Origin of the sequence: Diaminobutyricimonas aerilata, from assembly GCF_002797715.1 — a bacterium.
GTDB classification, from domain to species: Bacteria; Actinomycetota; Actinomycetes; order Actinomycetales; family Microbacteriaceae; genus Diaminobutyricimonas; species Diaminobutyricimonas aerilata.
Genome location: NZ_PGFF01000001.1, coordinates 1690420 through 1715163 on the forward strand (window position 1 = coordinate 1690420; position 24744 = coordinate 1715163).

Consider the following 24744-nt stretch of genomic DNA (forward strand, 5'->3'; position numbering starts at 1 on the left):
CCCATGATCCCGGGGGTGACTCGGAGCCACTGGTGCACCGCTCCTGAACTTCCGACGCACGACCGCGGAAATGCAGCAACCGACCCACGCGGACACTGCCCACGCCCGCACAACGGGGCCTGCGGGCGCAGCGTCGGCGCGCCCAGCGTCGGAAACTCAGGAGTACGGCCGTCGCGCGGGTGCGTCGAGCCCGTGAACGTGCGGGCGTCGGCGAGCGGACGCCCACCACTCCTGAATTTCCGACGGCCCGGGGCACGTGCGGGGCGGCGGCGGGCGGGTGACGCGCTCCTGCGGAGCACACGGCCGCGAGGCGGGTCGGCGGCAGGCGGCAGACTGGACGGATGTACATCGTGCTCGAGCGCCGTCCCGACGGGGGCGTGCTCGCGCACCACACGGACGACGGCGGCCGCGTGACAACGACGGACGCGGTGCGGGAGGGCGACCTCGCGACCTACGTGTCGAGCCGCGAGCCCGGCGACACCCGATGGGTGTGGCACGACACCGCCGCCTGGTACCCGCGCCTGCTCGCCGCCGGCGTGCGGGTCGAGCGGTGCCACGACCTTCGGCTCGCGCACGTCATCCTGCGCTCCTCGCTGTTCACCGCGCACACCTCGATCGCTGCCGCGCCGAGTTCCGGCTGGGACCGGCTCGCGGGAGCCGCCGCGGTGGACCTCGATGCCTTGTTCGACGTCGAGCAGCGCGACGACCTCGATCCGGTCGCCGAGTTCGCGTTGCAGCGCGAAGCGGTCACCGGCTCCGATGCGCGCATCGGCCGCCTCGTGAACGCGGAGTCGGCGGGCGCTCTCGTCGCCGCCGAGATGACGCACGCCGGACTGCCGTGGCGAGCGGATGCCCACGACGCGTTGCTCGCGGCGGCGCTCGGTCCACGCCCGCGGCACGGTGAACGCCCAGCGGAACTGGAGCGCCTCGCCGATGAGGTGCGTCGCGCGCTCGACGCGCCCGACCTCAACCCGGATTCCCCGCCGGAACTCGTGCGCGCCCTCCGCCGCGCGGGGATCACCGTCGACTCGACGCGCTCGCACGAGTTGAAGCGCATCGAGCACCCGGTCATCCCGCCGCTGCTCGAGTTCAAGAAACTCGCGCGCCTGCACACCGCGAACGGCTGGCACTGGCTCGACACCTGGGTGCGTGACGGGCGATTCCGTCCGGTGTACGTTCCCGGCGGTGTCGTGACCGGCCGATGGGCCTCGAACGGCGGGGGAGCGCTGCAGCTTCCCGCGCAGGTGCGTTCCGCCGTGATCGCCGACCCGGGGTGGAAGCTCGTCGTCGCCGATGCCGCCCAGCTCGAGCCCCGGGTGCTCGCCGGGATGTCGGCCGATACCGCAATGGCGACGGCCGCGCGCGCGAGCGACCTCTACCAGGCCATGGTCGACAGCGGGGCGGTGCAGACGCGCGAGCAGGCGAAGTACGGCATCCTCGGCGCGATCTACGGCGGCACCCGGGGCGAGAGCGGCCGGATGTTGCCCCGCATCACCCGCGCGTATCCGCGCGCGATGGCCCTCGTCGAAGACGCGGCCCGGGCGGGCGAGCGCGGCGAGCGGGTGCGCACCTGGCTCGGCCGCACGTCGCCTCTTCCCGGCGAGGCCATGGTGACATCGACGGACGAACCGGATGCGGTGGACCGCGCGGCCCAGGGGCGCGCACGCGCGTGGGGTCGGTTCACCCGCAACTTCGTGGTGCAGGGCACCGCGGCCGAATGGGCGTTGCACTGGATGGCGACCCTGCGCATCCGGCTCTGGGAGCTCGGCGACGGACGACTCGAGGAACGACCGCACCTGGCGTTCTTCCTGCACGACGAAGTCGTCGTGCATACGCCGGAGGCGTCGGCCGAGCGGGTCGCCGAGACGATCCGCGAGTGCGCCGCGGAGGCGGGCCGGTTGCTGTTCGGCTCGTTCCCGATCGAGTTCCCGCTGAGCGTCGCCATCGTCGACGACTACGGGCAGGCCAAGTGAGGCGCGCCGAATCACACGCTTGTCATTTCGCAGCCTGATCCGCAATAATGCAGGGGACAGGCACTGTCACGCCGAGATCAGACCGATGGGGAAGTCGCATCTGATCGATGGGAGTGGAAGTGGCTGCTGCGATTGCGCGCGGAGTGCTGTATGTGCACTCCGCTCCTCGTGCTCTGTGCCCGCATGTGGAGTGGGCGGCAGGTCGCGCCCTGGGGCGTGCCGTCAATTTCGATTGGATGGCGCAGCCCGTGCTGAAGGGTGCCCAGAGAACCGAGTTCTACTGGGAGGGTGAGCGCGGCACCGGCGCGAAGCTGGCCTCAGCGTTGCGCGGGTGGGAGCACCTGCGCTTCGAGGTCACCGAGGATGCCGGACTCGGCACCGACGGCGGCCGCTGGTTGCACACCCCCGACCTCGGCATCTTCTTCGCCCAGACCGACACCGTGGGCAACATCGTCATCCCCGAGGACCGGGTGCGGTACGCGATAGAGATCGCCGGATCGAACGCGCTCGAACTGCACCGTGAGCTGCGGCTCGCGCTCGGGCAGGCGTGGGACGACGAACTCGAGCCGTTCCGGCACGCGAGCGAAGACAACCCCGTCGTCTGGCTGCACAAGGTCGGCTGACGACGGAGAAGACGAAGAACGGGCCGCCTCCGCGAGGAGCCGGCCCGTTCTGCGCGCGTGCGGCTCAGTAGCTGCGGAACGCCGCCACCGAGTTGTGTCCGCCGAATCCGAACGAGTTGCTGATGGCGAGCAGCGGACCGTCGCCGAGCGGGCGGGGCTCGGTGACCACGTCGAGCGGGATCTCCGGGTCCTGCTCGTCGAGGTTGATCGTCGGCGGGGCGACACGCTCCGAGACGGCGAGGATGGTGAAGATCGCCTCGAGGGCGCCGGTTCCACCGAGCAGGTGGCCGGTCGACGCCTTCGTGGCCGACACGGGGATGATCGGCAGGTGATCGCCGAAGATGCGCGCGAGTGCCCGGTATTCGGCGATGTCGCCGACCGGGGTGCTCGTGGCGTGAGCGTTGATGTGCGAGACGTCCTCCGGCGTGGCGCCGGCCTGCTCGATCGCCGTCTTCATGGCTCGTGCGGCCGCAGACCCCTCCGGGTCGGGAGCAGTGATGTGGTACGAGTCGCTCGTGACCGAACCGCCGGCGAGCTCCGCGTAGATGCGGGCGCCGCGGGCCAGCGCGTGCTCCTCCGTCTCGAGCACCACGGCACCGGCGCCCTCGGCGAGCACGAAGCCGTCGCGGTTGACGTCGTACGGGCGCGAGGCGCGGGCCGGGTCGTCGTTGCGCTTCGAGAGCGCCTGCATCGATGCGAACGCCGCGATCGGAAGCGGGTGGATGACCGCTTCGGTGCCGCCGGCGATGACGACGTCGGCGATGCCGAGCTGGAGGTGCTCGTAGGCGTTCGCGAGCGCCTCGGTGCCGGATGCGCAGGCCGAGACGACCGTGCGGGCACCGCCGCGCGCGGACACCTCCATGCTCACAGCGGCCGCGGCCGAGTTCGGCATGATCATCGGGATGGTCATCGGCAGCACGCGCCGCGGACCCTTCTCGCGCAGCGTGTCCCAGGCGTCGAGGAGGGTCCAGAGCCCGCCGATGCCGGTGGCGTAGTCGACGAGGATCCGCACCGGGTCGGTGTCGGGGGCGCCGGCGTCCTGCCACGCCTCGCGCGCGGCGATGAGGGCGAACTGCGCGGACGGGTCGAGACGCTTCGTCTCCTGACGGCTGAGCACGTCGGCCGCGGGTACCTTCGCCTGCGCGGCGAACGTCACCGGCAGCTCGTGGGCGGCGACCCACTCCTGTTCGAGCGGGCGCACGCCGGACTCGCCGCGGAGCAGGGCGTCCCAGCTCTCACGCGCGGTCCCGCCGAGCGGGGTGGTCGCACCGATACCGGTGACGACGATCTTCTTGGGTGTGGTGGTCATACGACTTTCCTCTGATGGATCGTGGGCCGCATCCGCGTATCCGGCCGGACTCGCTGCCGTGCCCGGCCGGATGCGCGGTGGAGGGTCAGCCCTGCGCGTTGACGATGAAGTTGACGGCGTCACCCACGGTCTTGAGGTTCTTGACCTCGTCGTCCGGGATCTTCACGTCGAACTTCTCCTCGGCGTTGACCACGATGGTCATCATCGAGATGGAGTCGATGTCGAGGTCGTCGGTGAAGGACTTGTCCAGCTCGACCGTGTCGGTCGCGATGCCGGTCTCATCGTTGATGAGCTCGGCGAGTCCGGCCAGAACTTCTTCGGTGGACAATGCCATGTTTTTTCTCCTCAGGGGGTGTCGTTGACCGTGGTCAAGCTTAGGGGAGCCGCACGACCTGGGCCCCGAACACCAGGCCGGCTCCGAAGCCGATCTGCAGGGCCAGGCCGCCGCTGAGCTGCGGGTTCTCCTGCAGCAGGCGGTGGGCGGCGAGGGGGATGGATGCCGCGGACGTGTTGCCGGTGTCGGCGATGTCGCGGCCGATCGCGACGCTCTCCGGCAGCCCCAGCTGCTTGGCGAACTCGTCGACGATACGCATGTTGGCCTGGTGGGGGATGAAGGCGACGATGTCGTCGGGGCCGACACCGGCCACGTCGAGCGCCTGCCGGGCGACCTTCGCCATCTCCCAGACGGCCCAACGGAAGACGGTCTGGCCCTCCTGGCGGAGCGTCGGCCATTCGGCCTCGCCGTCGCGGAACTGAGTGAGCGTGGCGTTCATGCCGACCGCATCCGCCTTCGACCCGTCGGAGCCCCACACGGTCGCGCTGATGCCGGGCTCGTCGGCGGGGCCGATCACCGCGGCGCCCGCGCCGTCACCGAGCAGGAAGGAGATCGACCGATCGGTGGGGTCGACCACGTCGGACAGCTTCTCGGCCCCGATGACGAGGGCGTAGTGGGCGGCCCCTGCCCGGATGAGGGCGTCGGCCTGGGTGATCGCGTAGGTGTAGCCGGCGCACGCCGCGTTGAGGTCGTAAGCCGCGGCCGGGTTGGCCCCCACACGGTCGGCGACGACGGCGGCCATGGACGGCGTCTGCTGCACGTTGCTGATCGTCGCGATGAGCACCGCGTCGATCTGGGACGGGTCGACACCGGAACGTTCGATCGCCTCGCGGGCGGCGCGCTCGGCGAGGTCGACCGCGCCGACGGACTTCGACGCGCGGGTGCGCGTCACGATCCCGGTGCGCTGGCGGATCCACTCGTCCGACGAGTTGATCGGCTCGATGAGATCGTCGTTCGGCACGACGAGGTCTCCGCGGGCGGCGCCGAGCGCGTAGATGCGCGTGTACTGGGCACCGACGCCCTGCTTCAGCGTGGTCACGAGTCCTCCTTGGGCTGGTCGGCGCGGAGCATCTCGGTGGCGGCCGCGAGGTCGTCGGGGGTCTTCACTGCGACGGAGGGCACGCCCTTCAGCCCGCGCTTGGCGAGCCCGACGAGGGCGCCCGCGGGTGCGAGCTCGATGATGCCGGTGACGCCGTCCGCCGCGAACGACTCCATCGTCGCGTCCCAGCGCACCGGCGAGGCGACCTGGCCGACGAGGAGCTGTACGAAGTCGGCACCGGATGCGACGCGCTGACCGCTGTTGTTGGTCCAGAGCGGCAGGCGCGGGTCCGCGGGGGAGAGGGTGCCCGCCACCTCGGCGAGTCGCTCCCGGGCGGGCTGCATGTACCGGCTGTGGAACGCGCCGGCCACCTGCAGCGGGATGACGCGGGCTCGTGCCGGCGGTTCGGCCGACAGCTGCGCGAGCGACTCCAGCGCCCCGGCGACGACGACCTGCCCGCCGCCGTTGTGGTTGGCCGCCTCGAGGTCGAGCGCGGCGAGCTTCGCCGCGAGCTCGTCGGGGTCGGCACCGATGACGGCACTCATCCCGGTCGCGTTCTGCGCTGCGGCCTCCGCCATCGCGCGAGCGCGTTCGGAGACGAACCGGAGCGCCTCGTCGTCGCTCAGCACACCGGCGATCGCGGCGGCCGAGATCTCCCCGACGGAGTGCCCGGCCACGCCGGCCACGTCGTCCGATCCGCCCGCGTCGACAAGGGCGTGCCAACTGACGAGACTCGCGGCGACGATGAGCGGCTGGGCGACGGCGGTGTCGCGGATGGTGTCGGCATCCGACTCGGTGCCGTGACGCACGAGGTCGATGCCGACCGCCTGGGAGTACTGCTCGAGCAGTTCGCGGCTGCGCCCGTGGGCGAGCCAGGGTTCGAGGAATCCGGGGGTCTGCGAGCCCTGTCCGGGGGCGACGACGACGATCACTGCTCTATCCTCTCTGCACCCCGGCCGCGACCGCTGTGCAAATCGGCCTAATGTTCGGCCGGATCGTTGTATATGTCCTACGTCAGCCGCGGCGACGTTGCGCGTCCGGCTCGGCGATCGAGCCGATGATGAGCGCCGTCTGGAGGATCAGCGCCTCCCGCGCGCCGGTGGCGTCCCAGCCGATGACCTCGCTGATCCGCTTGAGCCGGTAGCGCACGGTGTTCGGATGCACGAAGAGCTCGCGCGCGGTCGCCTCGAGCGAGCGTCCGTTGTCGAGGTAGCACCAGAGCGTGGTGAGCAGCTCGGTCGAGTGCGCCTGCAGCGGCTTGAACACGCGGTTGATGAGCGTCGAGCGGGCGAGCGGATCACCGGCCAGGGCGCGTTCGGGCAGGAGGTCATCGGCGAGCGTCGGTCGGGGCGCGTTGCGCCACGAGCGCGCGACCGCGAAGCCGGCGAGGGCGGCGCGGGCGCTCTTCGACGCGTCGACGAGGCTCGGCACCTCCGGTCCGAGCACGAGGTGGCCGGGGCCGAAGCCCGGTTCGAGCCGGGTGGCGATCTCGAGGAACGGGATGACCTCGGCCTCGGTCTCGTGCTGCACGGGCGACGCGCGGCCGATGACGAGCACGAGGCGGCTGCCCTGCACTCCGATGAGCACGTCCGCGTCGAGGTGGCGTGCGGTGCGGCGGAGCTGGTCCACGTCGAGCTGCTTCGGGGCGGTGCCGACGAGCACGCACACCTCGCCGTGCCCGTTCCAGCCGAGCGCGGCGATGCGGCTCGGCAGCTCGTTGTCGTACTCGCCGCTGAGGATCGAGTCGACGACGAGCGCCTCGAGTCGGGCATCCCACAGTCCGCGCTGCTCCGCGGCGCGGGCGTACACGTCGGCCGCGGCGAACGCGATCTCCCGGCTGTAGAGCAGGATCGCCTCGCGGAGCGACTCGTCGGCTCCCTTGATGCGGTCCTCGACGACCTCGACGGTCACGCGGATGAGCTGCAGCGTCTGCTGCAGGCTCACCGAACGCAGCAGCTCGCGGGGCGCCGCGCCGAACACGTCGGCCGCGATCCACGGGGTGGACTTCGGGTCGTCGTACCAGGAGATGAACGAGGTGATGCCGGCCTGGGCGACGAGGCCCACGGCGGAGCGCCGTCCCGGCGGCATGTCGCCGTACCAGGGGAGGGTCTCGTCGAGCCGCTTCAGGGTCGCGGTCGCGAGCTCACCCGAGAGTGTGCGCAGCCACGCGAGCGTCTGCTGCTTGGTGCGGGGCGCGGCCAACGGTCACCGCGCCCGTTCGCCGGTGGCGGTCATGTCAGCTCTCGCCGCCGGCCGATCCGGTCGTTCCCGCGGTGACATCGTGCAGCCGGTACTTCTCGATGGCCTGCCGGACGACCGCGGGGTCGATCTTGCCCTGACGAGCGAGACCCTGCAGCGTGCGCACCACGATCGACGGGCCGTCGATCGTGAAGAAGCGACGGGCGGCGGGCCGCGTGTCGGAGAAGCCGAAGCCGTCGGCGCCGAGCGTGTAGTAGTCGCCCGGAACCCACGCGCGGATCTGATCGGGCACCGCGTTCATGAAGTCCGACACCGCGATGAACGGACCCTCGTGGCCGTTGAGCTTCGCCGTGACGTACGGCACAGCCTGCTCGGCGTCCGGGTTCATGAAGTTGTGGTGGTCCGCTGCGACACCGTCGCGACGCAGCTCGTTCCACGACGTGACGCTCCACACCTCGGCGGCCACGCCCCAGTCGTTCGCGAGCAGCTCCTGCGCCTCGAACGCCCACGGCACGCCCACACCCGAGGCGAGCAGCTGAGCACGCGGACCCTCGGTGATGGGGTTGCGCAGCTTGTAGATGCCGCGCAGCAGCCCGTCGACGTCGAGGTTCTCGGGCTCGGCCGGCTGCACGAGCGGCTCGTTGTAGACCGTGATGTAGTACATGACGTTCGGGTCGGGGTGCTGTCCCCCGTACATCCGCTCGATGCCGGCGCGCACGATGTGCCCGATCTCGTAGCCGAACGCCGGGTCGTAGGTCACGACGGCCGGGTTCGTCGAGGCGAGCAGCGGCGAGTGGCCGTCGGCGTGCTGGAGGCCCTCGCCGGTCAGCGTCGTGCGTCCCGCGGTCGCGCCGATGATGAAGCCGCGGGCCATCTGGTCACCCGCCGCCCACATGGCGTCGCCGGTGCGCTGGAAGCCGAACATCGAGTAGAAGACGTACACCGGGATGAGCGGCTCACCCTGCGTGGCATAGGCGGTGCCCGCGGCGGTGAAGGCGGCGAACGCACCGGCCTCGTTGATGCCGACGTGCACGATCTGGCCCTGCGGGCTCTCCTTGTAGGCGAGCAGCAGTTCGCGGTCGACGCTCGTGTAGGTCTGCCCGTTCGGGTTGTAGATCTTCGACGTCGGGAAGTACGCGTCCATGCCGAACGTGCGCGCCTCGTCGGGGATGATCGGCACGATGCGGTGGCCGAAGTCCTTCGAGCGCAGCAGGTCCTTCAGCAGGCGGGCGAACGCCATCGTCGTGGCGACCTCCTGCTTGCCGGAGCCCTTCTTGACGATGTCGTACGTCGTCGGTTCGGGGAGCGAGATCTGCGTGAACCGCGAGCGGCGCTCCGGCACGTAGCCGCCGAGCTCGCGGCGGCGCTCCTGCAGGTACTGGATCGCCTCGTCGTTCTCACCGGGGTGGTAGTACGGCGGCAGGTACGGGTTCTCCTCGAGCTGGGCATCCGTGATCGGGATGCGCATCTCGTCACGGAACTGCTTGAGGTTGTCGAGCGTGAGCTTCTTCATCTGATGGGTCGCGTTGCGCCCCTCGAAGCTCGGGCCGAGGCCGTAGCCCTTGACCGTCTTGGCGAGGATGACCGTCGGCTGGCCCTTGTGCTCGCTCGCCGCCTTGAACGCCGCGTAGACCTTGCGGTAGTCGTGTCCGCCACGCTTGAGGTTCCAGAGCTGCTCGTCGCTGTAATCCTTGACGAGCTCGAGCGTGCGGGGGTCGCGACCGAAGAAGTTCTCGCGCACGTAGGCGCCCGACTCCGCCTTGTAGGTCTGGTAGTCGCCGTCCGGCGTGCGGTTCATCAGGTCGACGAGCGCGCCCTCGGTGTCTCGGGCGAGCAGTTCATCCCACTCGCGGCCCCAGACGACCTTGATGACGTTCCAGCCGGCACCGCGGAAGAAGCTCTCGAGCTCCTGGATGATCTTGCCGTTGCCGCGCACGGGACCGTCGAGTCGCTGCAGGTTGCAGTTGATGACGAAGTTCAGGTTGTCGAGGTTCTCGTTGGCGGCCCACTGCAGGGCTCCGCGGCTCTCGACCTCGTCCATCTCGCCGTCGCCGAGGAACGCCCAGACCTGCTGGTCGGTCGCGTCCTTGATCCCACGGTTGCTGAGGTAGCGGTTGCTCTGCGCCTGGTAGATCGCGTTGATCGGTCCGAGACCCATCGAGACCGTGGGGAACTGCCAGAAGTCCGGCATGAGACGCGGGTGCGGGTAGGAGCTCAGCCCACCGTTGGGGTGCGACTTCTCCTGGCGGAACCCGTCGAGCTGCTCGGTGCTCAGCCGGCCCTCGAGGAAGGCGCGGGCGTACATGCCGGGGGAGGCGTGGCCCTGGTAGAAGACCTGGTCACCGCCGCCGGGGGCGTTCTGACCGCGGAAGAACCAGTTGTGGCCGACCTCGTAGAGGGCGGCGGAGGAGGCGTAGGTGGAGATGTGACCGCCGACGGCGATCCCGGGCCGCTGTGAGCGGTGCACCGTGATGGCGGCGTTCCAGCGGATCCACGCGCGGTATCGGCGCTCGAGCTCCTCGTTACCGGGGAACTGCGGCTCGTCCTCGGGCGCGATCGTGTTGACGTAGTCCGTGGTGGGAACCATGGGCACACCGAGGTGCAGCTGCTTCGAGCGCTTCAGCAGGCTGAGCATGATCTCGCGCGCCCGCTCGTGGCCACGTTCGGCGACGAGCGCGTCGAGCGACTCCTGCCACTCCGCGGTCTCTTCCGGGTCCATGTCGGTGCTGTTCACCGAGTACGGGTCCTGGTCGTTCACCGTCACCGTTGACCTCTTCCTGGTTCGACAGATCGTGCCCGCCCCGCAGCACGGAACCGGGTTGCGATTCAGGTGGGGGTGGACTGGCTGAACGAGTCTACTGCGCACATCCTGCGCCCTAGGCTCGCCCAGAGAGCGAGCGTAGTATGGCCCGTCGCCGGTCGTGCGCCGGACGGAAGGGAACGACAACATGGCTCTGGAGAACGACACCCGGGCTCCCGACTTCGAGCTGCCCAATCAGTACGGCGAGCACATCCGCCTCTCGGAGTTCCGCGGACGCAAGCCGGTGGCTCTCGTCTTCTTCCCGCTCGCGTTCTCGAGCACCTGCACGAGCGAGCTGTGCACGCTGCGCGACAACATCGAGCTCTTCAAGCACAGCGACGTGGAGCTCATGGGCATCTCCGTCGACTCGAAGGCCACCTTGCGGGCGTGGGCCGACCGGGAGGGCTACGACTTCACCCTGCTCGCCGACTTCTGGCCGCACGGGGCCGTCGCGAAGGAGTACGGCGTCTTCCTCGACCACAAGGGCTTCGCGAACCGGGCGACGTTCGTGATCGACGCCCAGGGGATGATCCGGGCGAGCTTCATCACCCAGCCCGGCGAGGCGCGCTCGATCGAGGCCTATCAGGCCGCGATCCGCGACGTCGTCGGCGTACCGGCCTGACGAACGGCGCCCGCGCCGCTAACATCGACACGTCGGCACCCACCGACCGCAGGGGCCTTTAGCTCAGTTGGTAGAGCGCCACGTTTACACCGTGGATGTCATCGGTTCGAGCCCGGTAGGGCCCACTTCGGAAACGGTTGATCAGCTCCGCATCCCCGGGAGTCGGGGGGATAACCCGATGGTGCGGCGCGTCGGGAGCGAGCAGAGTGAGGGTATGAGCACCCTCATCAGGCCCAGGAACGGACGCATGATCGCCGGAGTCTGCGCCGCACTCGCCAACCGCTTCGGCTGGAGTGTCACCACGGTCAGACTGCTGGCGGTGCTGAGCTTCCTGATCCCCGGATCCCAGCTGATCGTCTACGCCGTGCTCTGGATCGTCATCCCGTCCGAGGTCTGACCCGCCGCGCTCGGTAGACGGGGCCGACCTGGGCCCGCCCCTCGGCCGGGTGTCGTTCAGCGACGTCGCCGCAGGTAGGTCTCGACGGCGAGTACTGCTGATGTCGGTACCAGCGGGATCGTCCCGAGAGCTTCGACGGGTACCCACGTCGGCTCGTAGCGGTTGCGGGGAGACATGCGATCCAGCTCCGGTCCTCCGAGCGACACCGCACGTGAATCGACCGCCACGGCGAAGTACGCGACAGGGGCATGCGGGTCCACGGGAACGTCGATAAATTCGCCGATCTCTCCGCGCAGACCGGTTTCCTCGAGCAGTTCACGCCGGCACGCAGCGCGAAGCGTCTCCCCGTCCTCGACTCCGCCCCCAGGGAGGACGAGATAGTGGCGCCCGGCCTTTTGTCGCGACACCACGAGGAGTCGGCCGTCGAGGATGGCCACCGCGGCTGACCTGATTCGCACGAACCCACCCAATCACGGGTCCCCACACACATGGGATGAGATCGTCCGCCTTTCCACGCCCCCGGATGAGGGACTCTCGTTTCATGGGCGAAATCGGGTAGCGTGTAAGGAGCTTGACCCGACAAGCAATGGAGCGACGCGGTGGAGATCATCCCGCCTGACGACCGGCGGTATGCCGCCGGCCCGGACCCGCTGGTCGAGCGCGCCGACGGCGCGCGAAGCCAAGTGCTGCACAGCCGCCGTCCGATGGAGGTCCGACCGGCTTCGACCACCGCTCGCGATCTGCGGCGGGTGAAGGTCCGCGAGTTCCGGGTGATCACGTCGCACAGCGCCGACGAGATCCTCGAGCGCATCAGCGTCGTCCTCGGCGACGCGGAGTTCGAGACCGTCGGTGCTCCCGCCTCACCGCTCGACTCCTGGGCGCCTGTGGTCGAGGAGTTCCGCGCGGGAAAGCACCACTGGGCCGGCTCGTGGGCCGTTCAGGTGTTCCTGCTCGATCGCGGCCGGCAGCGCGAACTCGTCATCATGGCGCTCGGCGACGGCATCGTCCGCCGGATGGGTCTGTGGCCGTGGAGGACGGTGTCGCTCACCCGGAGCCTGGCGGTGGCTCGAGCCGCCGCCATCGAGGTCGTGTGAGCGCTGACCCGGTTCCCGCCCGGCGAGGCGGATCGCGAGGCGCACGCTCGGTCACCTGGGCGTCCGCCGCCGGCCTGACGGCAGGAATCGTCGGCCTCGTGGCGCTCCGCCTCTACCTCAACTCTGGAGGCGCCGAACTCAGCAGCCTGGACGAGGACGGCCCGCATTGGCCGCTGTTCGCCCTGTGCTTAGCGGGAAGCCTCACGCTGACCTGTTTCGTCGTGCTCGTGACGATGGTCGCGGTGACCGCATCCGAGGCGCAGCGCTCCGACGCCGGAAGCCGGTCAGGCGGGCAGTGACGCCTCGATGAGTCCGACGATCTCGGGGGCGTCCGGCTCCGTGGCCGGTCGGAAGCGGTGGATCGCGCCGTCGGGGGTGATCACGAACTTCTCGAAGTTCCACTTGACCTTGCCGGCCTTGCCGTCCGCATCCGGTGTCTTCGTGAGTTCCGCATAGAGCGGATGCTGGTGCCGCCCGTTGACCTTCACCTTCTCGAACATCGGGAACGTCACCCCCCACGTCGCCGAGCAGTACTCCTCGATCGCCTCTTCGGTCGCGAGCTCCTGAAGGAACTGGTTGCTCGGGAAGCCGAGCACCGTGAATCCGCGGTCGCCGTAGGTGCGCTGCAGGTGCTCGAGCTTCTCGTACTGCGGAGCGAGACCGCAGCGGGACGCGACGTTGACCACGAGCTTGACCTTGCCCGTGAAGGCGGCGAGCGAGGTCGCCTCGCCGCGGATGGTGGTGAGGGGGATCGATTCGAGTTCCATGGCCCGCCCATCATCGTCCCGTTCGTCGGGTGCCGACTGACGCGTCCCCGTATCTCTCGTCAACCGGTCAGGCGAGCCGCCCGCGTGCGTCATCCCTTCTCGGCCCCGACCAGCCCGCGCACGAAGTACTTCTGCAGGAAGAGGTAGGCCACCACGACGGGCACGACGGCGATGAGTGAGGCCGCCGTCGCGGCCGGGAGGTTGCTCGACTGGATGGAGAAGAACGACGCGATCGCCGGTGCGATCGTCTGCGTCTCGGGTGTGGAGAGGATGTAGCCCGAGAGCGCGTACTCGTTCCACACGCCGACGCCGGTGATGATCCCGACGGTCGCCGTGACCGGCTTGAGCATCGGGATGACGACGTAGGCGAGCGTCTGGAAGAGGTTCGCACCGTCGATCCGCGCCGCCTCCTCGACCGAGACCGGCAACGATCGCATGAACGAGCTGTAGAGGAAGATCGCCAGCGGCAGGTTCGTCGCGATCATCACGAGGATGACGCCCCAGTAGGTGTTGAGCGCGCGCATGTCGGCGAGCATCGAGTACAGCGGCACCAGGATGCTGAGCGCGGGCACCATCATGAGCCCGACGTTCACGGCGAGGATCCCCGAGTTGAAGCGCGAGCGGCGCCGCGCGAGCGGGTACGCCGCGATCGCCCCGAGCAGGCACACGAACAGCGTCGACACCCCGGCGACGAGAACGGAATTGCCCATCGCCCGCAGGATGCCGCCGTCGGTGACGGCCTGCACGAAGTTGCTCCACACGAGGTTCGTCGTCGGAAGACTCCACTGCGGGGAGAGGTCGGTCTTCGCCTTGAGGGAGGTCGTGATCGCCACGTAGAACGGCACGAGCTGGAGCACCACGATCAGGAGCACGAACGCGGCGACGAGCAGATCCGCGGCGCGTCCCGAGAACGCGGACGGCGCCGGGCGCGAGGCGGCCGTACTCATTGCTGCTCCAATCGACGACGGTTGAGGGCGGCGTTCGCGATCACGGTGAGCACCGCGATGATGGCGAAGAGTGCGACCCCCATCGCCGCCGAGTAGCCGGCGGCCTGATTGGCGAAGTAGGTCGTGCCGATGAGGGTCGACACCGAGCTCGTCGAGGTGCCCGGTCCGCCGCCGGTCAGCACCTGGATGACGTCGAAGAGCTTCAGGCCGCCGATCAGGTTCAGGATGACGCTCGTGGCGAAGGCGGGCTGCAGCAGGGGGAGGGTGACCGACCAGAACCGCTGCCAGGCGTTGGCTCCGTCGAGCATCGCCGCCTCGGTGTACTCGGGCGCGATGGCCTGGAGTCCGGCGAGGTAGATGATCATCGACGTTCCGACGAACTGCACGGAGTTGACCAGGACGATCGTCGTGATGCCGCCGGCCGCCGTGCTCAGCCACGCCTGCCGCTGCCCCCCGAGTGCGACGACGAGGTCGTTGAGCGCTCCGTTGTCGTATTGGAAGAGCAGGTAGTAGAAGGTGCCCATCACGATGGGGGAGACGAGCACCGGGAGGTAGATGATCGCGCGAGCCACGTTGCGCCCGCGCAGTCGGCGGTCGAGGGCGAGCGCGAGTCCGAGGCCGATCACCTGCTGGATCGCGGTGCTGCCGATGCCGTAGATGAACGTGTTGCCGAGCACCGAGCGGAAGGTGTCGTCGGTGAGCAGGCGCACGTAGTTCTCCGCTGCCACCCAGGCCCGCTGGGGGCTGTACCCGTCCCAGTCGGTGAATGAGAGGGCCACCCCGCTGATGAGCGGGTAGACCGTGAACACCGCGAAGAGCACGAGCGCGGGCAGGTAGAGCAGGTTGATGCTCGCGCCGCGGAACCGCGACGCACGCCGGTGCGTGCGCCGCGATCCGAGAGCGGTCTGCTGCTCGACGGCACGGACCGTCACGGTGTCCTCCGCCGGATCGCAGAGTCGAGGGCCGTCATCCGCCCGTCACTCGGCTTCCTTGTAGAGGGTCGCGAAATCATCCGCGACCTTCTTCGTGCTGTCGGCCGGCGACGACTGACCCGCGATGACACTGTCCGCGGTCGTCACGACCGTGTTCCACATCCCGTTCGGCAGGTACGCGCGGTCGAAGAAGGGGCGCAGCGGCACGGTGCCCGGTTCGACCCACTTCTCGTAGCTGGGCTGCAGCACGCCGAGGTCCGCCTCCACGTTGGTCAGGCCCGGGATGCTGCCGGTCGCCTGGGCGAGGGCAGCATCGTTCTCGGGCTGGGCGAGGTAGGCGAGGTACTCCTTCGCCTCGTCGAGGTGGTCGCCGTCGCGCGCGGCACCGAACGCGGTGTTCTCGCCGCCGATGAGGTAGGACTCCGTGCCGTTCATGGCCGGCACGGGAACGAACGCGAGTCGCGCCCCGGGTGCGTACGACAGCGCTTGCGTGACGAGCACGTTGCTGCTCAACGCGAAGGCGGCCCTGTCTTGAGCGAGGGACCGGGCCATGTCGTCGCCGGTGGCGGAGGAGTAGTCGGGATTGATCCATCCTTTGGAGCGGAAGGTCTCGAGCACCGCGAGGATCTTCTCGTAGCCGTCCGCGTCGAACTCGCCCTTCTCGAACGAGGCGAGCTGGTCTTCGTCGAACGCCCCGGGGGCGAGCCAGTCGACCACGTTGCCGGCCGAACCGTCCTTCGACCCCGCGAGGGTGAGTGGCACGGCGCCCGTGGCGGCCACGGCTTCGGCTGCGGCCAGGAACGAGTCCCAATCAGTGATGTCGTCCGCGGAGAGCCCAGCCCGTTCGAGCACGGTCTCGTTGACGATGAGACCGGACACCGCGGTGTCGACCGGCAGGGCGAAGAACTCTCCGTCGTCGTTCTTCATGACCGGCGCGAGCGCCGGGTTGAAGTGCTCGGCCCACGGCTCGTCCTGCAGTGGTGCGAGGAACTGGCCGTAGCGCAGCAGCGACCACCCGTGGGTGGCCCAGATGTCTGGTGGGTTCCGCGCGGCCAGGCGCACCTTGATCTGGGATTCGTAGTCGTTGCCGCCGGTCTTCAGGTCGATGTCGACGCCGGGGTTCTCGGACTCGAACTGCTCCGTGATCTCGGTCAGCACGGCGAGCAGGGGGGAGTCGGCCGCTTGCGCGGTCTGGAACTCGAGAGTCACCTTCCCCGAGTCGGATGCGCCGCCGGCGCAGGAGCTGAGCATCAGTGCCGTGACGCCCGCTGTGAGGGCAGCGGTTGCGCTGCGGGACCGTGACTTCATCGTCGAACCTCCGTCGTCGAGGGGTGGACCTGGCGGCCTGTTGAGCGGGGACGTTACCCGAGTAAATCGCGCGACACAAGAGCCCGATGCGAACTCGACGTGCCGCATGTTCATTGGGTTGACTCGGGTAACGACGGATGCCACACTGACCCGACGCGCGTCGCCGGAGGACCTCGATCCGCGCCGCGGATTCCCCCACGGAAGGACCGGAGATGACATTCACCCTCGGCATGGTCGGTGCCGGCCAGTTCTCGGCGCACTTCGCCTCGCTGTTCCAGCTGCACCCCGGGATCTCGGCCGTGTACGCCACCGATGCGATCCCCGAGCGGGCCGACCAGCTCGTGCGCGACCTCGGCCTGGCCGGCACGCGGCCGGACTTCGATGCGATGATCGCCGATCCGTCGATCGACGCGGTCGCGATCTTCACCCAGCGTTGGACGCACGGGCCGCTCGTCGTCGCGGCGCTCCGCGCGGGCAAGCACGTGTACTCGGCCGTCCCGATGGCCATCTCCGTCGACGAGATCGCGGCCATCATCGACGCCGTCCGCGAGACCGGCCTCACCTACATGATGGGCGAGACGAGCCAGTACAACCCGGCCACGGTGTTCGCGCGCCAGCGACTCGCCGAGGGTGCGTTCGGTCGCGTGTTCTACGCCGAGGGCGACTACCTGCACGACATGGATCTCGGGTTCTACGATGCCTACCGGTACTCGGGCGGCGAGGGGTGGCGTGCCACGGCGAGCTACCCGCCGATGTGGTATCCGACGCACTCGATCGGCGGCGTACTCGGCGCGATCCCCACCTACGCGACGAGCGTCAGCTGCATCGGCGTGCGTGACGACCGGAACGACGGCGTCTTCGACACCGAGGTGAGCATGTTCGGCAACGACTTCTCGAACGCCACGGCACTGTTCGAGCTCGCCGGCGGGGGGTCGATGCGCATCAACGAGTTCCGCCGTGTCGGCTATCCGTCTCCGCTGCGGGAGAGCCGGTTCCGCTGGTTCGGCACGGAGGGCAGCTTCGAGCAGCTCGCGACCACGTCGGTCTGGCAGGACAAGCAGGGCGCCGAGGATGTGTCCGCCGTCATCGCGACCCGCGCGACGCTCTCCGAGGACGACCCCCGGCTGGCCAACGTCGCCCCGTCGCTGCGGAGTGCCTTCGTCTCCGGTCACGCGCCGGTGCATGACGCGGAAGCGGCGCGGTTGCCGAAGGAGTTCGCGGTGGCACCCGACGGCCACGAGGGCAGCCACCAGTTCCTCGTCGACGACTTCGTGCGGGCCATCAGCGACGGGGTCGTCCCGCCCGTGAACGCCTGGACGGCCGCTCGGTACACGCTGCCGGGCCTCATCGCTCATCAATCGGCCCTCGCCGGCGGCGAGCGACTCACCATCCCGGACTTCGGCGACGCTCCGGGATCCCGCTGATTCCGCCCCGCACCGTCGCCGCGAGCACGGATCCCGCCGCGTCGTATGGTGTGACCAGTCGAAGAGGAGGGCGATGACCCAGTCGAGTCCGCGGAAGGTGACGCGCGCCGACGTCGCACGACTCGCGGGCGTCAGCGATGCGGTCGTCAGCTACACGCTCAACGGTGGCGCTCCGGTGGCCCCCGCGACCGCACAACGGGTGCGCGAGGCTGTCGCGACCCTCGGCTACCGCCCGAATCAGGCTGCACGAGCACTCAAGTCGGGCTCGGCGAGCACGCTCGTGCTCGTCGTGCCCGACGGGGACGACCCGGTCTTCGCGAACGCGTTCTTCAGCGAATTCGCGAGCGCGATCGAGGCGGCAGCGCGCCGACGCGGGTACGCCCTGTACACCACCGCGTCGTCACTGGAATCCGAGCAGCTCCTGACCCGGTTCCACGAGTTCGCGTCCCGTCAGGTGGACGGCGTTCTCGTGCTCCCCGCCGGTGCACCGCTCGACGTGTCCGCGCTCGACGCGGTCGGCATCCCGTGGCTGCAGCTGAACACCGCGACCCCGCAGCCCGGCCTCGCGAGCCTCGGGGTGGACCTGCGCGCCGGCGCCATCGAGGCCACGCGTCACCTGATCGAGCACGGGCACCGTTCGATCGGATACGTCGGCGAGCCGAACACCGATGAGCTCCGCTACCTCGGATGGATGGAGGCCTGCACCGACGCCGGTGTGGCACCCGGGCCGTTCATCGCGACGGAGCTGACCCGGATCGGCGGGTATCGTGCCGGGCTCGCCCTCGCGGTGGACGACGACCGTCCCTCGGCGTTGTTCGTCGCCTCGGATCGCACGGCCCTCGGTCTGTTGCGTGCCTTCCATGAGCGACGCATCGACGTTCCGGGCGACGTCGCGATGGTGGCGTTCGACGGGTCGTGGGAGACCGAGTACTCCTGGCCTGCACTCTCGTCGGTGCGGCAACCCATCGAGGCGATGGCCGACTCGGCCGTGCGGCGGGTGCTCGAACGCTCGGACGCCGACCTCACGCACGAGGTGTTCGCCGGCGAGCTGGTGCTGCGCAACTCGTGCGGGCAGCACTGAACTTTCGCGTGACGGCGAACTCCGTCTATTGACTTTCGATAGATTCACGCTGATACTCGATGGATGCCGACGATCCGTGTTCCCGTGCTGCTTCTTCGCGTCTTCCTCGCGACGCTGTTCGCGTTCCTCATCGTGATGCAGGTCATGAGCCTGCCGGGCGACGTCACCCACGACGTGCAGCAGGCGCCGGAGGCGGCGCACCTGCTGTGGCCGATCCTCGTGGTCGCCGAACTCGGGGTGCTGTGCGTGCAGGTCGTGATCGTCTGCACGTGGCGGCTGCTCACGATGGTGCAGAAGGACCGGATCTTCAGCGAGGCGTCTCTTCGCTGGGTCGACGGCATCGTCTGGGCGTTCGTGATCGCCTGGTCGCTGCTCGCGGGCCTCGCGGTCTACCTGACAGCGTTCATCTACTTCACGCCGGAACTGCGTGACCCGGGCATCCCGATCGTGCTGTTCGGCATGGTGCTGATCGGCGCCGTGCTCGTGCTGCTCATGGTGGTACTGCGAGCGTTGCTGCGGCAGGCGACCGCACTGCGCACCGACATGGAAGGCGTCATCTGATGCCCATCGTCGTGCGCATCGACGTCGAGCTCGCCAAGCGCAAGATGAGCGTGGGGGAGTTCGCGGAACGGGTGGGTCTCACCCCGGCGAACGTCGCGGTGCTCAAGAACGGCCGGGCGAAGGCGGTGCGGTTCAGCACGCTCGAGGCGATGTGTCGCACGCTCGAGTGCCAGCCGGGCGACCTGCTCGAGTGGGTCGACGAGGACTGATCCGCGCTCCGTCGTCAGCTCGCAAGACCGATCGCGAGGGCGAGGACGCCCAGCAGCGGCGGGCCGAGCTGGATGATCGCCGCCCGGGCGTTCGCAGGCCTTGAGAGCAGCAGCACGAGTCCTGCCGCCACCATCGATCCCGCGCCGACGTACACGAGCGTCGCGCCGATCACGGTCGAGCCCGCGGCCACGAACACGATGCCGAGCGCCGTCGCGATGGCGAGGAACAGGTTGTAGAAGCCCTGGTTGAAGGCGAGCACCTTGGTCGCGGCGGCCTCCTCGGGCGTCCTCACCCGGAACGTGCGGCGGGTGCTCTCGCGCTCCCACGCGATCGACTCGAGGTAGAACACGTACACGTGCACGAGGGCGGCGAAACCGACGAGCACGAGACCGACGACGACGACCATGGGCTGCCTCCTGTGCGTTCACGGATGGACGACGCTCACTCTATGAGGCGGGTGGTTCCGCGGTGCTCCCTTCGACAGGCTCAGGGAGCGAACGGGTCCACGATGCCGTGCTCCCTTCGACAGGCTCAGGGAGCGAACGGGTCCACGATGCCGTGCTCGCTCCGACGGGCTCAGGGAGCGAACGGGTCGGCGTAGGTGTTCAGGATGCGCCGCCACTCCGAGTCGTACCAGTCGGCAAGCGGGTCGGGACCGATCCGCTCGAGTTCGGGGGCGTCACCCGCCGGCGACACCTCGAACGCCGGAGTCGGTGGGGGAGGCCCGTAGCGGATCTCCGGTTCGGAGAGATGGGTCGATCCGAGCGGGGAGGTCCACTCGAGGTCACCCGGGGCGGGACCGGGTCTCACCGTCCAGCCCGTGTGATGTTTCAGGGTGTGATGAGCTCGGCACAGGTGAGCGAGGTTGAGGTGATCGGTGGCTCCGCCGTCCGCCCAGTCGGTCGTGTGGTCGAGGTCACACCGGTCGGCAGCGCGCCCGCAGCCGGGGAAGCGGCAGGTGCCGTCCCGCATCCGCAGCCAGTCCCTCATCGCGGTCGTCGGCCGGTACCGGGTGCGGCCGATGGAGAGCGCCGCGCCGGTCTCCGGGTGGGTGAGTACCCGGGTGAATGAGGGCGCGTCGGCGGTGAGCCGGCACGCGGTCTCCAGGTCGACGGGGCCGAAGCCGTCGAGCACGGGCGGTTCGTCCGACTGCCCGAGGAGGGTGAGGACGGGCACCGTCAGTCGCACCGTCGGTACGATCGGGCTGGCACCGGGGGCGTCGCCGCCGAGCAGGAGCTCGGTCAACGTGTCGGCCATGATCTGGCGACGGGACCGCGTCTCTTCCGGCGCGCCCCGCAGCCCGAGCGCGGTGTCCTCGAGCCGGTTGAGGATGGCGGTGGCCTCGACGGCGGGAAGGTAGGCGGTCAGGTACGCCATCTGGTCGTGCGTGTACTCCACCGCGACGTGACGTTCTTCAGCGGCGGCCCGGTGCCGCTCGACCGCCTTCTCGGCCGTGATCTTCTGCCGCAGCATCCGCACGCGGTGATCGAATCGGGCCGAATTCATCCGCTCGGCGACACGCAACGCGCCCTTCTCGAGCTCCACGACCTGCTCCGCCGTGAGGCCGACGCTGTGCCGAACCATCACATGTGCATGTCGTTCGCTGATCGACCCCTCTCGGAACACGCGAAGCGTGCCCGGAAGTCGCTCATGCAGGGCCCACGCGGTCTGCAGCAACTGCTCCGCCGTGCGCTCGGTGGTGGACAGCATCGTCGCGACCTCGGCGCGGAGCGACCGCCATCCCAGCTCGGAATCGGCGCGGAACCGTACCCCATCCGCCGCGGACGGGGCGCCGCAGGCGAGGCGGAATCGCTCGACCAGCTCCAGACGACGGAAGGCGGCGATGTTGACCTCGCGGTCGACCATCTGCAGCTCTTCGGCGAGCAGGAACTGCGCCTCGAGCCCCGCGCCGGCAGGCGCCATCGCGGCGACTTCCGCGGCGGTGCTGCCCTGCTCCATACCCACAGGACACCAGACACCACCGACATTCGGACCCACGCGTCCGACCGGGGGGAGGCCGGACTCACCGAGAGTGGGGAGGCGGCGAACCGACCAAGGACACCCCCGCCCATGACGGGGGACGGACGGTCCACGTCCCCCGAAACGCCGACGGTGCCCCGAACGGGGGGCGGGGTACTCTGTAGGCGGAGAGCAGTAGAACCGGCGTTCTATTGGGAGAGATTCATGAAAGCGGTCATCAAGAAGTTCGTCCCGCGGTCGGCGCGGAAGTGGTACTCGGACCAGCGACGCCAGCAGGTGGCGCGCCGCGAGTACCGCCTCGACCGCCGACGCTACATGCGCGCCGCCGCGCCCCCGGATTCCGCGGTCGCCTACGGCGTCACCGGCCGGCAGCTCGAGACCCAGCTCACGAAGGACTACCACCGCGTCGAGAAGGGGCTGGCCCTCGCCGCCCCGAAGACGCAGTTCGGTGCGGCCGTCTCGCAGCGACTGGAGTCGCTCATCCCGGTCGCCCGGCGCGAGGCGCTCGTCGGCGCACACGTCGGCTACGCGGAGGACGCTCGTACGGCGCTCACGAGCTGGAACACCGACGCGGTGCGTGCCGACGTCGTGAGCCCCCTCGGAGCCGACATCACCCGCCACGACCTGACCACGGATGAGGTGACGCGGTTCTTCGAGAGCCGCCGCAGCATCCGCGACTTCGATTCCTCGCGGAGGGTGCCGCGCGAAGTGCTGCTGCATGCCGCGAACCTCGCCGGCCACACCCCGTCGGTGTGCAACCGCCAGTCGTGGACGGCCCACTTCTTCGACGACCCCGAGCAGGTGCGTCGGGTGCTGAAGTTCCAGAACGGCAATCGCGGGTTCGCCGAGCAGGTGCCCTGTGTGGCCGTGATCACGGTCGACTCGCGGCTCTTCGCCGGGGTCGAGGAACGCAATCAACCCCACATCGAGGGCGGCCTCTTCGCGATGAGCCTCGTGCACGCGCTGCACGGGCTCGGCGTCGGCACGTGCATGCTGAACATGTCCGTACGCAACGATCGGGCGGACCGCCTGCGTGCCGCGATCGGTCTCGAGGAGCACGATCAGGTCATCCTGATGGTCGCGATCGGATACCCCGCGCCGGGCTTCCGAGTCGCACGCTCGCCTCGCCGCACCACGGACGAGATCGCCGTCATCCACTGACGGAGGCGGGTCGGCGCGGTGTCGCGCGCACGCAGGCAATACTCTGGGCACATGCAGCACGACGTCGACGGCAGCGCGGGCGACCCGCCGATCCGCCGGCGGTCCAACTATCGGCCGCCTCCCGAGGGGTTCCGCTACCCGTTCACCGACGGGGTTCCGGGCGACACTCCACGGTCCGATACCGACGCGGATGCGACGGAACCGACGCCCGAGTGGCCTGCGGCGCCCGAGGTGCACACGCCACCCGTCGCGCCCGATCCGGCCCCGGCGCCGGTCCGCGACACCCATATCGCCCCGACGGCAGCTGAAGCCGCCGCCGCCACCGGCGCCGCCTCGACCGGCACGCCGGGGGAGCCGCCGATCGCGGCGTCGAGTCCCATCGCACCGGGCGCTGCCCCCTCGCCCGAGGCGCCGGTCGTGGATTCAGCGGCACCCTCCGCGTCCGGTCCCGACGAGTCGAGCACCCTCGACCGCATCGAGTGGCTGCAGGCCGAGCTCGCCCGCAGATCGCTCGAGTCGCCCGCCACCGCCGAGCCGCAGCCTCCCGCCGGTCCCACGGCGCCGACGGCATCCGTACCGCCCGCACCGGCTGCCGAGCCGATATCGCCGTTCGGGCCGCGCTTCATCGACCCCTCCGAGGAACAGCAGGCGGCCCCTGCCGCGGGGGAACCCACGCCGGCACCGTCATACATCTCCGATCCCGCTCCCCTCCCCATCGAGCCCGCCTGGACGCTCGAGCCGGCTCCCGCTACCGACGCCGCCCCCGACGAACCGGCGACCCGGCGACTCGAAGCGATCGACGAGACGTCGGCGCCGTCCGTCCCCGTCGAGGCGGAGTCCGTCGCCGGTGCCACCGCGACGGACGATGCGGACGAGCCCGACCCGTTCGAGGAGCTGCTCGCACTCGTCGGCGGAGGTGACGACCGCGAGCCGGGGGCGTCCGTCGAGACGCCGATCACCGGTGACGCGCCGGCTGCGACGCCCGATCCGTTCGATGCCCTGCTGAGCGGGAGCACGCCGGCGGTCGATGGGCATCACGGCGCCGAGGCGGAGAACGACGGTGAGCCCGAGGGCCGGCGCGGGCTCCGCGGCTGGTTCGGCCGCGGCCGCCGGGAGTGACCGCAGACGTCGGTGCGGGGCCCGCCTACACTGAAGGGATGCCCCACGTGCTCTCCTCCGTGCTCGCGGTGATCGAGTCGGCATGGCCCCGATCGGGTGCCGAGAGCTGGGACGCCGTGGGCCTCATCAGCGGGGATCCGCAGGCGCCGGTCGAACGCATCCACCTCGCGGTGGACGCCGTCGCGGCGACCGTCGACGAGGCGCTCGACGCCGGCGCGCAGCTGCTCGTCGTGCATCACCCCCTGTTGCTGCGTGGGGTGACGACGGTCGCGGAGGACCGCTACAAAGGCGCGCTGCTCGCCCGGCTCATCCGCGGCGGATGCGCGCTCGTCGCGGCGCACACCAACGCCGACGTCGTCGAAGACGGCACCTCCGGTGCCCTCGCCGCGCGCCTCGGTCTCGTCGAGACCCGCCCGATCGTGCCCGGCGAGACGCCCTCCCGCGGACTCGGACGGGTGGGACGGCTCGCGCAGCCGACCACGCTCGGCCGCCTCGCCCGCGAGCTCGCCGACATCCTCCCGCCGACCGCCACCGGGGTGCGCGTCGCCGGCGACTACGAGCGCCCCGTCGAGAGCGTGGCGTTGTGCGGCGGAGCGGGCGACTCGCTGCTCTCCGACCCCGCCGTCCTCGGCGCCGACGTCTACATCACCTCGGATCTGCGCCACCACCCGGCTTCAGAGGCGGGGGAGAACGCGCGTCACGGATCGGGGCCCGCCCTCATCGACGTGTCGCACTGGGCCAGCGAGTGGCTGTGGCTCGAGCACGCCGCACGCCGATTGCGCGACGACCTGCCCGGCACCGAGGTCGTCGTGAGCGAGCTGCGCACCGACCCCTGGGATTTCGCGGTCATCCAGTGACCGTCAC

General features: G+C 69.7%; 26 protein-coding genes and 1 tRNA gene. 14 read left to right on the top strand and 13 right to left on the bottom strand.

Features of this window, described 5'->3' with window-relative positions:
* Window positions 1–341: 341 nt before the first annotated feature.
* On the top strand, window positions 342–1973 hold the full coding sequence (locus tag CLV46_RS08115) for a bifunctional 3'-5' exonuclease/DNA polymerase (protein ID WP_100364301.1): 1632 nt from the start codon (window positions 342–344) through the stop codon (window positions 1971–1973).
* A 107-nt stretch (window positions 1974–2080) separates the two neighbouring features.
* Window positions 2081–2596, top strand: coding sequence for a DUF3145 domain-containing protein (locus tag CLV46_RS08120; RefSeq protein WP_100364302.1), 516 nt, complete (start codon window positions 2081–2083; stop codon window positions 2594–2596).
* Window positions 2597–2660: 64 nt separating this feature from the next.
* Here the strand turns inward: CLV46_RS08120 and CLV46_RS08125 are convergent, their stop codons facing one another.
* The 6 genes from CLV46_RS08125 to aceE all read right to left on the bottom strand — a co-directional run bounded on the left by CLV46_RS08125 (window position 2661) and on the right by aceE (window position 10241).
* Complete coding sequence (locus tag CLV46_RS08125) at window positions 2661–3905, bottom strand: beta-ketoacyl-[acyl-carrier-protein] synthase family protein (RefSeq protein WP_100364303.1); 1245 nt, start codon at window positions 3903–3905, stop codon at window positions 2661–2663.
* Window positions 3906–3990: 85 nt separating this feature from the next.
* Complete coding sequence (locus tag CLV46_RS08130; protein ID WP_100364304.1) at window positions 3991–4239, bottom strand: acyl carrier protein; 249 nt, start codon at window positions 4237–4239, stop codon at window positions 3991–3993.
* A gap of 40 nt (window positions 4240–4279) precedes the next feature.
* Window positions 4280–5278 (bottom strand): beta-ketoacyl-ACP synthase III, encoded by a 999-nt coding sequence (locus tag CLV46_RS08135; protein ID WP_100364305.1) that lies wholly within the window; start codon window positions 5276–5278, stop codon window positions 4280–4282.
* Window positions 5275–6210, bottom strand: a complete 936-nt coding sequence (locus CLV46_RS08140; RefSeq protein WP_100364306.1) for an ACP S-malonyltransferase — start codon at window positions 6208–6210, stop codon at window positions 5275–5277. Before CLV46_RS08140 ends, CLV46_RS08135 begins: the two co-directional genes overlap by 4 nt.
* Before the next feature lie 82 nt (window positions 6211–6292).
* Window positions 6293–7480: a PucR family transcriptional regulator gene (locus tag CLV46_RS08145; protein WP_100364307.1), complete on the bottom strand. Its 1188-nt coding sequence runs from the start codon at window positions 7478–7480 to the stop codon at window positions 6293–6295.
* Between the two features lie 34 nt (window positions 7481–7514).
* Entirely contained in the window at window positions 7515–10241 is a 2727-nt protein-coding gene (aceE, locus tag CLV46_RS08150) for a pyruvate dehydrogenase (acetyl-transferring), homodimeric type (RefSeq protein ID WP_100364308.1), read from the bottom strand.
* A gap of 184 nt (window positions 10242–10425) precedes the next feature.
* On the opposite strand from aceE, the gene CLV46_RS08155 reads away from it, so the two are divergent.
* The 3 genes from CLV46_RS08155 (at window position 10426) to CLV46_RS08165 (ending at window position 11296) form a co-directional block, all read left to right on the top strand.
* Window positions 10426–10899, top strand: a complete 474-nt coding sequence (locus CLV46_RS08155) for a peroxiredoxin (protein WP_100364309.1) — start codon at window positions 10426–10428, stop codon at window positions 10897–10899.
* Window positions 10900–10951: 52 nt separating this feature from the next.
* Window positions 10952–11024, top strand: a tRNA-Val gene (locus tag CLV46_RS08160).
* Window positions 11025–11113: 89 nt separating this feature from the next.
* Window positions 11114–11296: a PspC domain-containing protein gene (locus CLV46_RS08165; protein WP_157802269.1), complete on the top strand. Its 183-nt coding sequence runs from the start codon at window positions 11114–11116 to the stop codon at window positions 11294–11296.
* A 56-nt stretch (window positions 11297–11352) separates the two neighbouring features.
* Here CLV46_RS08165 and CLV46_RS08170 read toward each other — a convergent pair whose 3' ends face one another.
* Window positions 11353–11754 (bottom strand): NUDIX domain-containing protein, encoded by a 402-nt coding sequence (locus CLV46_RS08170; RefSeq protein ID WP_281253562.1) that lies wholly within the window; start codon window positions 11752–11754, stop codon window positions 11353–11355.
* Window positions 11755–12045: 291 nt separating this feature from the next.
* Here CLV46_RS08170 and CLV46_RS08175 point away from each other — a divergent pair, with 291 nt between their 5' ends.
* Together CLV46_RS08175 and CLV46_RS08180 are read left to right on the top strand one after the other, a co-directional pair.
* Entirely contained in the window at window positions 12046–12390 is a 345-nt protein-coding gene (locus CLV46_RS08175; RefSeq protein WP_157802271.1) for a hypothetical protein, read from the top strand.
* A 98-nt stretch (window positions 12391–12488) separates the two neighbouring features.
* Window positions 12489–12689 carry a hypothetical protein gene (locus CLV46_RS08180; RefSeq protein WP_100364313.1) on the top strand — a complete coding sequence of 67 codons (201 nt, stop codon included), beginning with the start codon at window positions 12489–12491 and terminating at the stop codon, window positions 12687–12689.
* Here CLV46_RS08180 and CLV46_RS08185 read toward each other — a convergent pair.
* From CLV46_RS08185 to CLV46_RS08200, 4 genes are all read right to left on the bottom strand, one after another.
* A complete protein-coding gene (locus CLV46_RS08185; RefSeq protein ID WP_100364314.1) occupies window positions 12675–13157 on the bottom strand; it encodes a glutathione peroxidase in 483 nt (160 codons plus the stop codon). The two genes, CLV46_RS08180 and CLV46_RS08185, sit on opposite strands and share 15 nt — an antisense overlap.
* Before the next feature lie 89 nt (window positions 13158–13246).
* Complete coding sequence (locus CLV46_RS08190) at window positions 13247–14104, bottom strand: carbohydrate ABC transporter permease (protein WP_100364315.1); 858 nt, start codon at window positions 14102–14104, stop codon at window positions 13247–13249.
* Window positions 14101–15036: a carbohydrate ABC transporter permease gene (locus CLV46_RS08195; RefSeq protein WP_100364316.1), complete on the bottom strand. Its 936-nt coding sequence runs from the start codon at window positions 15034–15036 to the stop codon at window positions 14101–14103. The genes CLV46_RS08190 and CLV46_RS08195 overlap by 4 nt, the downstream gene beginning before the upstream one ends.
* Before the next feature lie 45 nt (window positions 15037–15081).
* Complete coding sequence (locus CLV46_RS08200; RefSeq protein WP_157802272.1) at window positions 15082–16344, bottom strand: ABC transporter substrate-binding protein; 1263 nt, start codon at window positions 16342–16344, stop codon at window positions 15082–15084.
* A gap of 212 nt (window positions 16345–16556) precedes the next feature.
* Here CLV46_RS08200 and CLV46_RS08205 point away from each other — a divergent pair, with 212 nt between their 5' ends.
* From CLV46_RS08205 to CLV46_RS08220, 4 genes are all read left to right on the top strand, one after another.
* A complete protein-coding gene (locus CLV46_RS08205) occupies window positions 16557–17768 on the top strand; it encodes a Gfo/Idh/MocA family protein (protein WP_100364318.1) in 1212 nt (403 codons plus the stop codon).
* Between the two features lie 73 nt (window positions 17769–17841).
* The gene (locus CLV46_RS08210; protein ID WP_100364319.1) at window positions 17842–18849 is read left to right on the top strand and encodes a LacI family DNA-binding transcriptional regulator; all 1008 of its coding nucleotides are present in this window, start codon (window positions 17842–17844) and stop codon (window positions 18847–18849) included.
* 63 nt (window positions 18850–18912) lie between these two features.
* Window positions 18913–19410 (top strand): DUF2975 domain-containing protein, encoded by a 498-nt coding sequence (locus CLV46_RS08215; RefSeq protein ID WP_100364320.1) that lies wholly within the window; start codon window positions 18913–18915, stop codon window positions 19408–19410.
* Complete coding sequence (locus CLV46_RS08220) at window positions 19410–19619, top strand: helix-turn-helix domain-containing protein (RefSeq protein ID WP_100364321.1); 210 nt, start codon at window positions 19410–19412, stop codon at window positions 19617–19619. Before CLV46_RS08215 ends, CLV46_RS08220 begins: the two co-directional genes overlap by 1 nt.
* 14 nt (window positions 19620–19633) lie before the next feature.
* Here the strand turns inward: CLV46_RS08220 and CLV46_RS08225 are convergent, their stop codons facing one another.
* Both CLV46_RS08225 and CLV46_RS08230 read right to left on the bottom strand, forming a co-directional pair.
* The gene (locus CLV46_RS08225) at window positions 19634–20026 is read right to left on the bottom strand and encodes a DUF1304 domain-containing protein (protein WP_100364322.1); all 393 of its coding nucleotides are present in this window, start codon (window positions 20024–20026) and stop codon (window positions 19634–19636) included.
* A gap of 170 nt (window positions 20027–20196) precedes the next feature.
* Window positions 20197–21579: an HNH endonuclease signature motif containing protein gene (locus CLV46_RS08230; RefSeq protein WP_157802273.1), complete on the bottom strand. Its 1383-nt coding sequence runs from the start codon at window positions 21577–21579 to the stop codon at window positions 20197–20199.
* 225 nt (window positions 21580–21804) lie between these two features.
* On the opposite strand from CLV46_RS08230, the gene CLV46_RS16665 reads away from it, so the two are divergent.
* Genes CLV46_RS16665 through CLV46_RS08245 form a run of 3 tightly spaced genes read left to right on the top strand, consistent with a single transcriptional unit; the run spans window position 21805 to window position 24737 of the window.
* Entirely contained in the window at window positions 21805–22761 is a 957-nt protein-coding gene (locus CLV46_RS16665) for a nitroreductase family protein (RefSeq protein ID WP_157802274.1), read from the top strand.
* A gap of 51 nt (window positions 22762–22812) precedes the next feature.
* Entirely contained in the window at window positions 22813–23880 is a 1068-nt protein-coding gene (locus CLV46_RS08240) for a hypothetical protein (protein ID WP_100364324.1), read from the top strand.
* Window positions 23881–23918: 38 nt separating this feature from the next.
* Window positions 23919–24737, top strand: coding sequence for a Nif3-like dinuclear metal center hexameric protein (locus tag CLV46_RS08245; RefSeq protein WP_100364325.1), 819 nt, complete (start codon window positions 23919–23921; stop codon window positions 24735–24737).
* Window positions 24738–24744 lie beyond the last annotated feature (7 nt).